Raw genomic sequence first — 13,354 nt, forward strand, 5'->3', positions numbered from 1 at the left:
AAGCCCTCACATTCAGATGAATTCACTGTCATCGTTTTCTTCCTCCTCGTCATCTGGCATCAATGTGTCCGGAACGCTGTACTCGCAACCCAGCTCGTCCGGGGACGCGATACCGCAGGTGTCCCGGAACCAGGCGACCACGGCACCCGCAAGGAGCTCGCGATCGCGACTGAAGATGTATCCATCGGTGCAGTCCTCGAAGTGGCCGTTCATCAGCCAACGGTCGATGGGCAGGGCGCGTGTTCCGAAGTCGACCACGTTGAGCTGTCGCAACATCTCTCGTGAACGTCGCAGCATCACGACACCGTGTTGGAGAACCACCGCCTGGACGCAGGCCACGTCCTGATCACGTTCCGCGTGGTAGATGAAGTCTGACGGCCCGATCTCGAAGATCATGCCGACCGGCTTGTCCGTCAGCGAGGTGGCGATCCACTCCGCCATCTCGTGCCACTCACGTGTGCCTGGCGAATTGTTCGTGTGTCCCATATCGGTAACCTCCTGCGACTTTCACTTCGAGGATATCGCCGGGGTCTGACATTGCGACGACTCACGAATCTCGTGCTACGTTCTTTGTAGTCACTTCGACCACTAAAGTAAAGGAGTCGGCCATGACGATCGTCGACTGGCTCGGATCCACTGCGTTCAGCGCGTTCGGCGCACCCACATCGTGGGCGGAACTTCTGGGCTTTGTCACCGGCGCGCTCTGCGTGTACCTCGTTGCACAGCAGAACATCTGGAACTGGCCGATCGGCATCGCGAACAACGTCGTCTTCATTCTGTTGTTCCTGACCGCGGGCCTGTACGCCGACTCCGCCCTCCAGGTCGTCTACATCGCGTTGGCAGTCTGGGGTTGGTATCTGTGGGTCGCCGGCCGGGAGGCCGCGTCGCGCGCCGTCACCGGGACCAGCAGAGCGGAGTGGGTCGCGATCGTCATTACCGGAGTTCTGGCCACTGCTGTCCTCACCGCAGTCTTGGCTCTGGCCACCGAGTCGGTCGTTCCGTTCTGGGACGCCCTCACGACCACGCTGTCTCTTCTCGCCACCTGGGGCCAGGCCAAGAAGCGTTGGGAGTCATGGCTTCTCTGGATCACGGCCGACCTCATCTACGTACCGCTCTACTTCTACAAAGACCTCGTTCTGACCGCGGTGCTCTACGTCGGGTTCCTCGCCCTGTGCGTCATGGGCCTGCGGGCATGGCGTCGGGACATGGCCGCGCCGCCTGTCGCCGTCCCCGTTCTGCAGAGCTGATCATGTATCGGCACGCGCTGGTCATCGGCAAGTTCTATCCCCCACACGCGGGGCATCACGCATTGATCCGGTACGCGGCGACCGTGTCCGAGAAGGTCACGGTGGTGGCGATGTCATCGGCTGCTGAGTCCATCCCGTTGGATGATCGTGTCGGGTGGCTGCGGGAATCGCACAGCGATGATCCGTCTGTGCAGATCACCGGGATCGTCTGCGATGCCCCCGTCGATCTCGGATCGCGCGCGGTGTGGGCCGCACAGGTGGCGTGCATGCGCGCAGCCGTTGCACAGGTGTCGCCTGATTTCGTGGACGCGGTGGTGAGCAGCGAAAGTTACGGCCCCCACCTGGCCACGTGGTTCGACGCCGCGCACGTGTCCTTCGACCCGGAACGACAGCGAGTACCGATCTCGGGCACACGGTGTCGCGCCCGCCTCGCCGATTCGTGGACCTACCTGGACGCGCCGGCCCGCGTCGGTCTGACGACTCGACTGGTCGCGTTGGGATCGGAGTCCACCGGCACGACAACTGTCAGCCTGGCTGTGGCTCAGCACTTTCGCGACCGTGGCGGCATCTGGGAGTCGACGCAGTGGGTGCCCGAGTACGGCCGGGATGCGACCGCCTCCAAGCTGTCGCGGTTACAGACCACGTCACCCGACGCCGACATGAACGACGTGACCTGGACCGGCGACGACTTTGCGCACATCGCACGCACGCAGCAGGTTCGGGAGGACGCGGCGGCACGCGATGGATCGCCACTGCTCGTCTGCGACACCGACGCGTTCGCCACGACCGTCTGGGAGCGACGATATTTGGGCCCGCACAGTCACCGCGCGACATCCGAGGCACGCGACACCGGCAGCATCTATCTCATTACCGACCACGAGGACGTCCCGTTCGTGCAGGACGGCATCCGCGACGGTGAGCACATCCGCGCAGAGATGACAGGGTGGTTCATCGACGCCCTGACGCGCAGCGGTCGTTCCTGGGTGTGGCTGACCGGTAGCCTCGACGAGCGGATCGCCCTGGCAGTCCGAGTGGCCGACCAGTCGCTGGCCACGCGGTCCACCTTCGCCGACCCCCTGGGAATGTCATGACCTACGACGCGTCCGAGTTCCCGCCGTTCGCGGTCACCGTGGATCTGGCGGTGCTCACCCTCCGCGAGGGAAAGCTGTGCGCGCTGTTGATCACCCGCGGTGCAGAACCCTTCCAAGGACAGCCGGCGCTGCCGGGTGGATTCGTGCACATCAGGGAGTCGACCGACGCGGCGGCGATTCGCGAACTGGCCGAGGAGACCGGGGTGCGAGCCTTCCCCGGGCACGTCGAACAGCTCGCCACTTACAGCGCACCCGATCGCGATCCACGGATGCGGGTGGTGTCGGTGGCCTACGTGGCGTTCGCGCCGAACATGCCCGAACCGGTCGCCGGAACCGACGCAGCAGACGCGGCGTGGATCGCGATCGAGGACCTACCGGACGATCTGGCGTTCGACCATCGGACCATCCTCGACGACGCGATCGAACGGGTGCGGTCGAAACTCGAGTACACAACGCTCGCAACTCAGTTCGTCGGCACCACCTTCACCCTGCGCGAACTGCAGACGGTGTACGAGACGGTCTGGGACGTCACCTGGGACCGCGCCAATTTCCGACGAAAGGTGCTCGGTACCCCCGATTTCGTTCGCGCGGTGGACGGTGAGACGGTCGCCACCGGTACACGGGGTCGACACGCGCAGCTCTATCGGGCCGGCGAGGCCACGACGCTGTACCCGCCGATTCTGCGCGGATAGCTGCTGATCAGGTCAGCAACCACCACCCGAATCGCCACCGCCCCCGGAGTCGCCGCCGCCAAAGTCACACGAGCCACCACCGCTGTCACCTCCCGACCAGCCGCCCCCATCCGACACACCGCCCCAGGCGAAGAATCCGGCCGAGCCTCCGGCGTCCATCGTGGACGAGCGCTTGTAGATCGGGGTGATGCCTTTGCGTTTCCCGCGTTCGGCTTCCCGGTCGGCCTCGGACTGACTGTGCGCCTTGAGCAGAGCGGCGCCACCGATCACGAAGGCCCCGAGAACAATCACCATCAACAACACTCTCACCACCGCCTCTACTGGCCACCTCAGCTTTCAGGGTGGTTCATCATCGCTGGCGGATGCACCCCGCGCAAGAGGTCGTTCGCGTGATGGTGTGCAGGTGTTTGCGTGATCGTGGGACCAATTCCTTCCCCATCGATCCCATGCGCGGCATCATCGAGCCATGACTGATTTCAACGACACCATCATCAACGAGTTCCGCAGCAACGGCGGACATGTGGAGACCGCCGGTTTCGGCGACAAGCTCGTCGTCCTGCATTCCATCGGCGCCAAGAGTGGCGACGTGCGCCTGAACCCGCTCCTCGGCCTGCCCGAGGGCAACTCGTGGCTGATCGTGGGCTCGGCCGCCGGCTCGCCCAAGGACCCGGCCTGGGTACACAACCTGCGCGCCACCCCCGACATCGACGTCGAGGTGCCCGGCGACGGCGAGGTAAAGACCATCAAGGTCCACGTGTCCGAGGTCCCCGACTCCGAATGGGCCGAGAACTGGAAGAAGTTCACCGACTTCTCCGACGGCTTCAAGGAGTACGAGAAGACCGCCGAGGGTCGCACGTTCCCGATCTTCCGCCTGAACCCGGCCTAGCCAGTCGCGTCAGCCGGCCGGTGCGGTCGCCGGGGTCGAGCCCGATGCGGTCCAGGCACCGTCGGCCCGACTGACCGTCGTCGTCGATCCGTCGGCGCCGGTCACTCGCAACGTCGAGTCATCGACCCACTCGAGCTTCGTCGCACGCAGATCCGCACGGTACTGCTCGGCGCCCGCGGCCTTGTCGCGGATGACGACGGTCCCATCGCTCGACGACGCGACGTAGGTCCCCCCGGGCGAGCTGGTGTCGGACACCGACGACGCTGCCGGTGCCGGCGTCGCGGTGGTCGTCTCGGTGGGAGCGGTCGACGACGGGGCGCTGGTCGTCGGTGATGACGTGGTCGGAGCGGGGGTGCTCGACGACGGTGCCGCTGAGGTCGATGGTGTGGATGTCGTCGTCTGCGCCGGCGCAGATCGGGCGTTGGCCTGCGCCGACTGTGACGCGGCCCCTGAAGCGGCGCCGCAGGTGACACTGCCGAGCAGCACGTTGAGGCTGATCGTGAGCTTGCCGGTCGAGAGGAAGTTGCCGACCTTGCTGCGCAGCTCGACGCTGTAGGTCCCCAGCAGCGCCAAACCCAGGACGCCGGTGACATACGAGCGGTTGACGGTCAGTGTCGCCGGATCCGCCGTGGTCGCCGGAACGACAGTTGTCGACCCCGTGCCGCCGGTCGGGGTGAACACCAACTGGTAGTCGTAGGCACGGTGGTTCGCCGGATTGGGCCACGACAGAAGCGCATTGGTCACCAACACACCACCACTGACGTTGTTGCACGTCAACGCCGTCGGCACCTCGGGTCGACCCGCCGACACCGAGCCGGTGGCCGTGGCCGAATCGGTGAGCGCAGCCAAAGTGCCATGGGTGCGGGCGAAGCCGGCGACCGCGGTCGCGACGACCATCACGACCACCGCTACCTGTACGCCGACCGCCGCGTACCGGGACCGATCCGACGGAGCGGGCGCAGCGTGACGCCCACGGTGGGTGCGCCGAAAACGCTTGTCGGGCCGGAAGGCTGCCCACAGCAGCCCGAGTGTTAGCAGGGTGGCGACGGCCCACGAGAACGGGTTGGCGAACCAGCTCAGCACGTAACCGAGCTTGGGGATGTCGAACACGACGCGGTCGACGGAGGTCACTGTGTACGGCGCGGAGTCGACGACGTTGTTCGCGTCGCCCTGCAGAGTCATCGTGGTGGAGTTGCCGACGCGCGAGTCGATCGAGACCACCCGGTGGGTGATGCGGGTGCCGTCCTCGCGCGAGACGCTGACGATGTCGCCGACCGAGACGTCCGACGCCGGTACCGACCGCGCGATCGCGACGTCGCCCACATTGATCGCCGGCGACATCGACTCCGACCGGAACACCAGTGGCGACAACCCGAATGACACCCCGACGATCGCGAAGACGACGCACAGCACACCCGCGATCGCGCCCACGGTGAGGGCGATCTCGGTCCCGATGTTCTTCGTACGTTCGGACACGTCAAACACCCGCCGTCGCGGTGAAGGTGAACAGCACCGAGCCCGACGTGCCGGCCAGCCCGGCGGCGGCAGCGATCGGGAGGTTGAGCTGAAGGCACAGGTTCTCGACGCCGTTGGTCGCGGCGAGCGGACCGCGATTCGACGCGAATGTCGTTGCGCCCGCGGCGATGGCCGTTCCGGTGGTCACCGACGTTCCCGTTCCGCACACTCCGTTCGTCGCGGTGGCCCCGGCGACGACCGTCAGCGTCATCCCCTGCCCGAGCGCGGTGGAACTCTGCACCGCGGCCGAGTAGCTGAACGCCGCGGTGCCGGTGTTGGTGACGGCGACGACCTTGGCGGCCGACTGGCCCGGCAGCAGGGCGGTGGGTGAGAACGCGAACGACGCAGCCTTGGACGCGTCGGCCTGGATGTTGATTGTGGCGGTGGTGAACACGCCGGACTGGGTGTTGACGGTGGTCGACCACAGCGCCAACGTGCCGACGACGCTGATGCCGATGACCATGCCGATCGACAACAGCGCACGGAACCGTCGACTGATCACCGCCAGACCCGCGGCTCGCAACCAGGCGGTCACGGCGCGCGTTTCGCGGTGCGGCGCTCGCGGACCGAGCCCGCGAACTGCAGGACGGCGTAGAGGATCAGTCCGCCGGCGATCACATAGACAAAAATGAGCCGCGTTGAACCGGTGATCCAGTTGTTGACGTACCCGAGGTACGGGATGGAGTACCAGAGCTTGCCGCGTACCTGCGCGGCCTGCACGGGCCGTTCGTCGGGGACGGGGACGGCGTCACCCTGCGTGGTGAGCAGCCGGTTGCCCTGCTGGTCGAAGGTGAAGCCGACGATGCGGTGGGTGATGACGCCGGGTTCACCCGACCGGATCTGGTAGGTGACGACGTCGCCGATAGACAGCGTGGACGCGTCGACCTTGCGCACGACGATCAACGTGCCCGGCGGGTACTTCTGCTTCATTGACGAGGTCAGGACCGTATAGGGCTGGGCGCCGCCGACTTTCGGCACGACAATGGCTGCAAGCAGGATGGCCACCAAGAACAGCAGGAGCAGCCACGTCACGACCTGGAACACCCACCACAGTGGCCCCGTGCGCCGAATGGTGTCAGCGGCCGCGTCCGGCGTCGGAGCCGGCGCTGCGTGGCGTCCTGCGGTCATGATCTGGTCTGCTCTGTTCCGAAGGTGAAGAGGATGGAGTACGTGGACGAACCGGTGCCGGACACCGCCTTCAGCGCGCTGCGGATGCACCAGGTCTCCGACGCGTTCTTGGCCAGCGATCGCCAGCCGCCGACGACCGCGGTGCCCGACGCCGACGCGTCGACGGTGGTGAACGCGGACGTACCGGTGAGCGGGCCGGTTCCACAGGTGCCGCCGACGGCGCCCGAGAGGGTCACCGTGACAGCGGATCCCGAGGTGATCTGTGGGCCCGCGGCGGTGAGCCGGTACCGGAGTGGCGTGGTGCCGCCGTTGGTGATGACCAGCGGCGCCTGACTCTGTTGGCCCGGCAGCTGACCGGTTCCCGCGAGACCCGGGAACTGGTAGGTCGACCCGGTGCCGCTGCCCGCCACGAGCTTGAGTTGACCGGTGGTCGCCGTGGTGGAGGTGGCCGTCGCGCGATCAGACCACAGGGCATCGGTGGATCGCACTGCCGCGAGCGACAGTGCGACCACCAGACCTGCGATCCCGACGATCAGGAGCCGGGTGAGACCCGACCGTGTCATCGTCAGGGACGAACCTGGTTCAGGTTCACCGACATGTTCGACACGTTGACCGGGGTGTTCTGGCTGGTCTGGCCCGTGACGTCGGCGAATGCGACCGTGACCTTGACGACCACGACGTGCGGCGCGTTCGGGGTGATGGTGACGGTGCTGCCGCCGGTGGCCGCGGCGCCGTCGACCGTGGCCGACGGCGTGATGGTCACGCCGGTCGGCAGGGCGCCCGCGGTGCCCGGGTTGACGGTGACCTGGGCCTTCATGTTCTTGCCGGTGGCCGTCGCGTTGTAGGTCGAGGTGTACTCCCAGGTGTCGCGGGGGACGAGGAAGTCGGTGAGCGGGTTGACCGCGGTGCCGCCCACGATGCCGTCGGCGGAGACGTCTTTCCAGGCCGGGGTGCCCGAGGCGGTCAGCTTCAGCTCGCCGGTGGTGACGTTGCCGGGGGTGTTCGTGGCGGAATCACTCCACAGTGCGTAGGAACCCGCACCTCCCAGGAGGACGACGACAGCGGCACCGGCAGCGATTGCGCCCTTGGCATTACGGTTCATTTCTTCAACCTCGACATGTGTGCAGGCAGCCGTTCGGACCGCCGAATGGGATTTCGGTGGAGAGGTCATGGGCTCGTGAAATCGGACCTCTGCCGCGATGTTGCACCAGACGAACGTTCGTGTCCTGAGTTTGCCGTACTCAATGCAAACTGGACTCACATGAATCTCGTTGTGTACTTCGTCGTGGCCGGTTCAGGCGTTACACACCAATTCGAGATGTCACGTCCAAGCCTGTGAGCAGGGAGTCAGCGGCGTGATGGGTCAGGTTCGGTCGACTCCTCGATCGGGTCGCGACCTGTGTCCCCGACCGTGCGCGCGGCGACGGGGTCGGACGTTCCCGGGGTCTGCTGCGCCGTGCGCCTTCGGATGCGGACGACTCGGGTCAGGCTGGTTCCATCCCCACGATTAGTGCAGCGAGTAGGCCAACGCTCCGAGGGTGTCCTGGGCGGAAAATTGTGGTCGCCAACCCAAGACGTCGTGCGCCTTGGTGGTGTCCATGACGACCGAGGTGCGTCCGATGTGGATCCACTCGGCGGCCGAGGGCATGAACGGCAACCGTTTGACGGCCTCCGCCGCGACCTTCACACCGATCTTGGGGAACGGCACCGGCCGGGCACCGAGTGCCTCACCGATCTCCGACAGGCTCACCGTGCCCTCGCCGGCGATGTTGTAGGCGCCGGCGGGCGCATCGGTCGTCGCGCACAGGGCAATCGCCTGCGCGACGTCGTCGTGGTGCACCAACTGCACGGGAACACCGTGGTCGGGCATGGGCATCTTCAGGATCGGCACCGCACCCATCACCGACTGCGCCACCCCGGGCAGCGCCCGCCACGGCATGGCGTCGGCCAGTGCGGGCGCCTTGGGTCCGGCGACGATGCAGGGGCGCAGCATGTACAGCTCGAGGTCGGTGCCGTCGACGATCTCGGCGATCGCGTTCTCGCAGTCGGCCTTCTGCGCGGAGTAGTAGTGCTCCTGGCTGCCGCGGATCGGGGTGTCCTCGGTGAGCGGCAGCGGGTTGTCGGAGTGGTAGCCGTACGCGACGACCGACGACGTGTAGACCATCCGCGTCGCCCGCTTAGCGTCGACGGTTGCCTGGAACACCGTCTTGGTGCCGGCCAGGTTGATCCGCGCCGCCTCGTCGCGCGAGCCGATCACGATGAACGCCAGATGGATGACGACGTCGGCGTCGGCGACCAGCGCATCGACGGCCTCGCGGTCGAGGATGTCGCCCTGCCGATACTCCGTCTTGGTCCAGCCGTGTTCGCTCGGGTCGAACGGTCGTCGTGCCATCCCGATGATCCGGTCGACCGCGGGGTCAGCCTCCAATGCCGTCACCGCCGAGATACCGATCTCGCCTGTCGGACCTGTCACCGCCACCGTCAATCCCATTGCATCACTGTGGCACGAAGGCCGGGGACCTCGTCGGCTTATCGAACGGCGTGCACACTCGACGGGTGACCTCGACGCAGAAATCCGCCGGCCCCGACCGGATCGTCCGCTACGGCGACCACCCCGATCAGCACATCGCCGTGCGCACACCCAGCGCGACGCCGCGGTGGACTGCGGTGCTCGTACACGGCGGCTACTGGCGCTCCCCCTACAAGCTCGACCTGATGGATCCGATGGCGAACTCGCTGTCGTCGCACAGCGTGGCCACCTGGAACGTCGAATACCGGCGCCCCGACGAGCACGGCTGGGCGGCGACGACGGCTGACCTCGCAGCGGCGTTGCGGGCGGTCGAGGTGAGCACCCCGATCGTGGTGATCGGCCACTCTGCGGGCGGCCAGCTCGCGCTGCGCGGGGTCGCCGACATGCCCGACGGGTCGCGGCCTGCGCTGGCGGTGTCGTTGGCCGGGGTCATCGACCTCGAGCGAGCCGACGAGTTCGACATGGGCGACGGTGCCGTCGCCAACGCCCTCGGCCGCCACTGGAGCGGCGACTCCCCCGACGACGTCGCGTCGTCGCCCCGACACAGACTGCCGCTCGGCATCCCGCAGATCATCGCCTGCGGCCTCGACGACGACCCACACCTGCTCGACTTCAGCCGCGACTACTCCGCGGCGGCTCTGGCGGCCGGGGATGCGGTGACCGAGATCCACTCCGCAGGTGATCATTTCGACATCATCGACCCGGTCGCACCGTTGTGGGCCGAGGTCTTGGCCGGCATCGAGCTCGCGCTCGGCTCAGGACGGGTGGACGGCTAATTCCTCGCGGATCGCCTCGATTCCAAGCCGGACTTCGTCGAACGTGGTGCTCAGCGGGCTGAGCCCGAGTCGGATTCCGGTGGGGCCGCGGAAGTCGGGGATGATGCCGTCGCGCCAGAGTCGCGGGGTGATCTCGCGGAACGCGGGATGGTCGACGGTGAGGTGGCCGCCGCGTTCGGCCGGGTCCCGCGGTGTCGACAACTCGACGTCGAACGGGGCGAGCAGCTCGTCGACCAGCTTCAGCGCGAAAGACGTGAGCGCCACCGACTTCACCCGAATGGCCTCGACCCCGACCTCCTCGATCAGGTCGAGCATGTCGGCCATCGGCAGCATGCCCAGGACCGCCGGGGTACCGCTCAGGATGCGTCGGATGCCCTGTGCAGGAACGTAACCCTGCGCCATCCCGAACGAGTCGGCCGCACCCATCCAGCCCCAGATCGGTTGCACGATGTTGTCGAGATGGCGCTGCGCGACGTAGGCGAACGCGGGCGCACCAGGACCGCCGTTGAGATACTTGTAGGTGCAGCCGACGGCGAGGTCGACGTCCCAGCCGTCGAGGTCCAGCACCACCGATCCGGCCGAGTGGCAGACGTCGAGAAGCACGAGCGCGCCGTGCGTGTGGGCCAGCCCGGTGATCGCCGGGGCGTCGAGCAGATGCCCCGACCGGTAGGCGACATGGCTGATGAGCACCAGCGCCGTGCGGTCCGAGATCACCTCCGCCACAGCGTCGGCCGTGACACCACCGTCGAACGGCGGGTCGATCCATCGGAGTACCGCGCCGGTCTCCTCGGCGATGCCCTCGGCGAGGTAGCGGTCGGTGGGGAAGTTGCCGCGGTCGAGGATGATCTCAGTGCGGTCGGGACGCAGCGCGAGAGCCGCGCGGATGAGTTTGTAGAGCAACACCGTCGTGGAGTCGCCGACAACGGTCTGGCCGGGCGCGGCACCGAGGGTGACGGCGCCGATGCGGTCGCCGAGCGTCAGCGGGAGGTCGAACCACCGCTCGTCCCACCCGCGGATCAGGCGCCCACCCCATTCGTCGTCGACGAATGTGCGCATCCGTTCCGCGGTCACCCGCGTGGGCCGACCGAGGGAGTTGCCGTCGAGGTAGGCCTGCACTCCCCCGCCGGTGACGAAGCGATCGACGACGTGGCCCAATGGGTCCGCGGTGTCGAGGGCGGCGGCTCGATCCTCGGTGGTCATCGTCGGCTCCTCATCGCTGTGTGATCTTCAACCTACGTGCCCAACTGGCGAACCTAGGTGCCCAACTGTCGGGCTTACGTGCCCAACTGGTGGGTTTACGTGCCCAACTGGCGGGGTGCGAGCTTGTCGTCGGCCTCGACAATTATTGTGCGGGTGAGTTCGCGGAACTGGTCGAATTGGCCACGCGACCCGTACTTCGCCCGGAGCGACGGATGCGATGCGAATTCGGCTGCGGCAGCGACGGAATTGGCCTCGGCGAGGTATCCGGGCAGCACGTTCTGGATGCTCGGGTCGCGCCGGAGTCGGGTGACGGTCTCCTTGTGTACCGACGAGTTGGCCTTGAACTTGGTGATCACCACACCGAGTTCGACGATGCGCCTGCCGATCTCCTCGCCGAAGCGCCCGATGTAGGTCTGCACCTGTGGGATCCCATAGGTGGACAGCACATCCGGGATGGTCGGGATGATGTACCCGTCGGCCATGGCCAGGCCGTTCAGCGTGATCGGGCCCATGTTGGGCGGGCAGTCGATGAGGACGAAGTCGTAATTGTCGACGACGGACGCCAGCGCGTCGCGCAGCGCGGAGACCCCGGCGAGGGTGTCGTCACGCCGGACACGCAACGCGCTGAGTTCCTCGGTCACCTCGATGAGGTCGAGCGACGAGGGGATGAGGTCGACGCCCACGACCCCGGACACCGTCGACACGTCGCGCTGCAATGTCTCCGACAGCGAGAACTCCGAGGTGCCGTCGACCGCGTCGGCGAACACGGTTGCGAGCGTGTGTCCGGCGGCGTTGAGTTTCACCCAGCGTTCGTCGCCCAGGAACATCGTCGTCAGGTTGATCTGTGAGTCGAGGTCGACGACGAGGACACGGCGACCGAACTCGCCGGCCATGAACTCGGCGACGCCGGCGGTGACCGTCGTCTTCCCGACGCCGCCCTTGAGGCTGATCGTCGCGATCACCGAGGTCATAGCAGCGATCGTAAAGATGCGGGGACGCCTCCGCGCGGCGTTCACCCAGGTCTCCGAGGTCGCTCAGCCCACCCGACCGGGCGCCCCCACCGACTTCCGCCACGCGCTGAACGATCGGACCGGCGCCCGGCCCGGTCGCACCAGCCACGGCCACGGGTGCACCTCGACCGGTTCGACGCGTCGGGCGATGGACTGCCACCCCGGTACCGGGGCCCACGTCGCGGCCACCGAGCGGTCGGCCAGTTCGTCGGCGACGACGCCGCGTCGGACCTCGACGTCGCGGCGTTGCGCCAGGTCACCGAGGCATTCGGCCAGGAAGACCAACCGCTTGCCGGACAGTCGCAACCGCCGCAGCAGGGGTTCGTCGAACACGAAGACCGCGGGCAGCATCGGGTTGGTGTCGAGGGCGGGGTCGGTGTCACCGAGCGACTCCGCGGTCAGCCACACCGCGTCGGCGTGACCCGGGCCCTCGACCTCGTCGGGTCCGGCGGGGATGTCGGCCGCGCCGAGGTACGGGCCGTCGATCGAGGGCCCAGTCGCGTCCGACGGCCAGCCCTCGATGGGGCAGTTGTCCGACAGCGAACACTCCCGGCAGAGCGCGGGCGCCCGCTTGTTCACCTGCCAGCGGCTGAACCCGTACGGCTTGCCTGAGCCGGTCCCGACCGTCCACTGCCAGCCGAGCCGATTGGCCGCGCGCGACCCGTCGAGCAGGTGCGCGAACATCTCGTCCTCACCGTCGCGCCAGGTGGCCCCGGCCCGCACGGCCCACTGCGACGACAGCCACATCCGCGTCTGGTTCACCAGCCACCCCTCGGTGTGCAGCTCACCGACGACGGACTCCATGCACTTCATGTCGTCGGGCCACGGGTCGTCGGTCCACCGCGATCCGACCACGGCGCGGGGTTGCTCGTGTCGCAGTGAGGCACCGAGATCGCGGCCCACCCGCGCGTAGAGATGACGGGCGTACTCCTGCCACATCAGCTCGTCGCGGTAACGACCCTTGTCGCGGCTCGGAGCGTCGGACACCGCGTCCCACACCGTCCGCAGCGGCAGCAGGCCGTGGCGGATGTAGGGCGACATCCGGCTCGCACCGCGTCGATCGACTGGTAACACGGTGCTGCGATCACGCGCGTAGCCGGTGATGTCGAGACCGGCCAGCGCGGTGTCGGCCGCGACCTGTCCGCCGGTGAAACCGCCTGCGGCAATGTCAGTGGGGTCTTCACGGGCAAGGTCGCCGAGGTGTTCGGCGACCCACGCGATCGATTCGCCGTGATCGGATCCGGGTACGGGCGCGGGCGGTGTCGGCAATTGGGGCATG

Annotated in this window: 16 protein-coding genes; 5 read left to right on the forward strand and 11 right to left on the reverse strand. The window is 67.2% G+C overall.

The features are described from left to right. Positions 1–12: 12 nt before the first annotated feature. Complete coding sequence (locus LX13_RS03100; protein WP_253659829.1) at positions 13–486, reverse strand: hypothetical protein; 474 nt, start codon at positions 484–486, stop codon at positions 13–15. 122 nt (positions 487–608) lie between these two features. Here LX13_RS03100 and pnuC point away from each other — a divergent pair, with 122 nt between their 5' ends. Genes pnuC through LX13_RS03115 form a run of 3 tightly spaced genes read left to right on the forward strand, consistent with a single transcriptional unit; the run spans position 609 to position 3,030 of the window. Then, positions 609–1,247 carry a nicotinamide riboside transporter PnuC gene (pnuC, locus tag LX13_RS03105; RefSeq protein WP_253659830.1) on the forward strand — a complete coding sequence of 213 codons (639 nt, stop codon included), beginning with the start codon at positions 609–611 and terminating at the stop codon, positions 1,245–1,247. 2 nt (positions 1,248–1,249) lie between these two features. Next, on the forward strand, positions 1,250–2,338 hold the full coding sequence (locus LX13_RS03110; protein ID WP_253659831.1) for an AAA family ATPase: 1,089 nt from the start codon (positions 1,250–1,252) through the stop codon (positions 2,336–2,338). Next, a complete protein-coding gene (locus LX13_RS03115; RefSeq protein WP_253659832.1) occupies positions 2,335–3,030 on the forward strand; it encodes an NUDIX hydrolase in 696 nt (231 codons plus the stop codon). Before LX13_RS03110 ends, LX13_RS03115 begins: the two co-directional genes overlap by 4 nt. A 12-nt stretch (positions 3,031–3,042) precedes the next feature. Here LX13_RS03115 and LX13_RS03120 read toward each other — a convergent pair whose 3' ends face one another. Then, positions 3,043–3,324: a hypothetical protein gene (locus tag LX13_RS03120; protein WP_253659833.1), complete on the reverse strand. Its 282-nt coding sequence runs from the start codon at positions 3,322–3,324 to the stop codon at positions 3,043–3,045. Between the two features lie 172 nt (positions 3,325–3,496). Here LX13_RS03120 and LX13_RS03125 point away from each other — a divergent pair, with 172 nt between their 5' ends. Continuing rightward, positions 3,497–3,916 (forward strand): nitroreductase/quinone reductase family protein, encoded by a 420-nt coding sequence (locus LX13_RS03125; protein WP_253659834.1) that lies wholly within the window; start codon positions 3,497–3,499, stop codon positions 3,914–3,916. 9 nt (positions 3,917–3,925) lie between these two features. On the opposite strand, the gene LX13_RS03130 is transcribed toward LX13_RS03125, so the two are convergent. The 6 genes from LX13_RS03130 to LX13_RS03155 form a co-directional block, all read right to left on the reverse strand. Next, entirely contained in the window at positions 3,926–5,392 is a 1,467-nt protein-coding gene (locus LX13_RS03130) for a signal peptidase I (RefSeq protein ID WP_253659835.1), read from the reverse strand. A gap of 1 nt (position 5,393) precedes the next feature. After that, positions 5,394–5,966, reverse strand: a complete 573-nt coding sequence (locus LX13_RS03135) for a hypothetical protein (protein WP_253659836.1) — start codon at positions 5,964–5,966, stop codon at positions 5,394–5,396. Beyond that, complete coding sequence (locus tag LX13_RS03140; RefSeq protein ID WP_253659837.1) at positions 5,963–6,559, reverse strand: signal peptidase I; 597 nt, start codon at positions 6,557–6,559, stop codon at positions 5,963–5,965. The genes LX13_RS03135 and LX13_RS03140 overlap by 4 nt, the downstream gene beginning before the upstream one ends. Beyond that, a complete protein-coding gene (locus tag LX13_RS03145; protein WP_253659838.1) occupies positions 6,556–7,122 on the reverse strand; it encodes a hypothetical protein in 567 nt (188 codons plus the stop codon). Before LX13_RS03145 ends, LX13_RS03140 begins: the two co-directional genes overlap by 4 nt. Before the next feature lie 2 nt (positions 7,123–7,124). Further along, positions 7,125–7,661, reverse strand: a complete 537-nt coding sequence (locus LX13_RS03150) for an alternate-type signal peptide domain-containing protein (RefSeq protein ID WP_253659839.1) — start codon at positions 7,659–7,661, stop codon at positions 7,125–7,127. Positions 7,662–8,066: 405 nt separating this feature from the next. Further along, positions 8,067–9,050 carry an NAD-dependent epimerase/dehydratase family protein gene (locus LX13_RS03155; RefSeq protein WP_253659840.1) on the reverse strand — a complete coding sequence of 328 codons (984 nt, stop codon included), beginning with the start codon at positions 9,048–9,050 and terminating at the stop codon, positions 8,067–8,069. 65 nt (positions 9,051–9,115) lie between these two features. On the opposite strand from LX13_RS03155, the gene LX13_RS03160 reads away from it, so the two are divergent. Continuing rightward, positions 9,116–9,865 (forward strand): alpha/beta hydrolase, encoded by a 750-nt coding sequence (locus LX13_RS03160; RefSeq protein ID WP_253659841.1) that lies wholly within the window; start codon positions 9,116–9,118, stop codon positions 9,863–9,865. Here LX13_RS03160 and LX13_RS03165 read toward each other — a convergent pair. The 3 genes from LX13_RS03165 to LX13_RS03175 form a co-directional block, all read right to left on the reverse strand. Continuing rightward, positions 9,845–11,065, reverse strand: coding sequence for a kynureninase (locus LX13_RS03165; protein ID WP_253659842.1), 1,221 nt, complete (start codon positions 11,063–11,065; stop codon positions 9,845–9,847). The two genes, LX13_RS03160 and LX13_RS03165, sit on opposite strands and share 21 nt — an antisense overlap. Positions 11,066–11,160: 95 nt before the next feature. After that, positions 11,161–12,036 (reverse strand): ParA family protein, encoded by an 876-nt coding sequence (locus tag LX13_RS03170; protein WP_253659843.1) that lies wholly within the window; start codon positions 12,034–12,036, stop codon positions 11,161–11,163. Between the two features lie 63 nt (positions 12,037–12,099). After that, complete coding sequence (locus tag LX13_RS03175) at positions 12,100–13,353, reverse strand: FAD-binding domain-containing protein (protein ID WP_253659844.1); 1,254 nt, start codon at positions 13,351–13,353, stop codon at positions 12,100–12,102. Position 13,354: the final 1 nt, after the last annotated feature.

It is taken from the genome of Williamsia maris (assembly GCF_024171815.1).
Classification (GTDB): Bacteria; Actinomycetota; Actinomycetes; order Mycobacteriales; family Mycobacteriaceae; genus Williamsia_A; species Williamsia_A maris.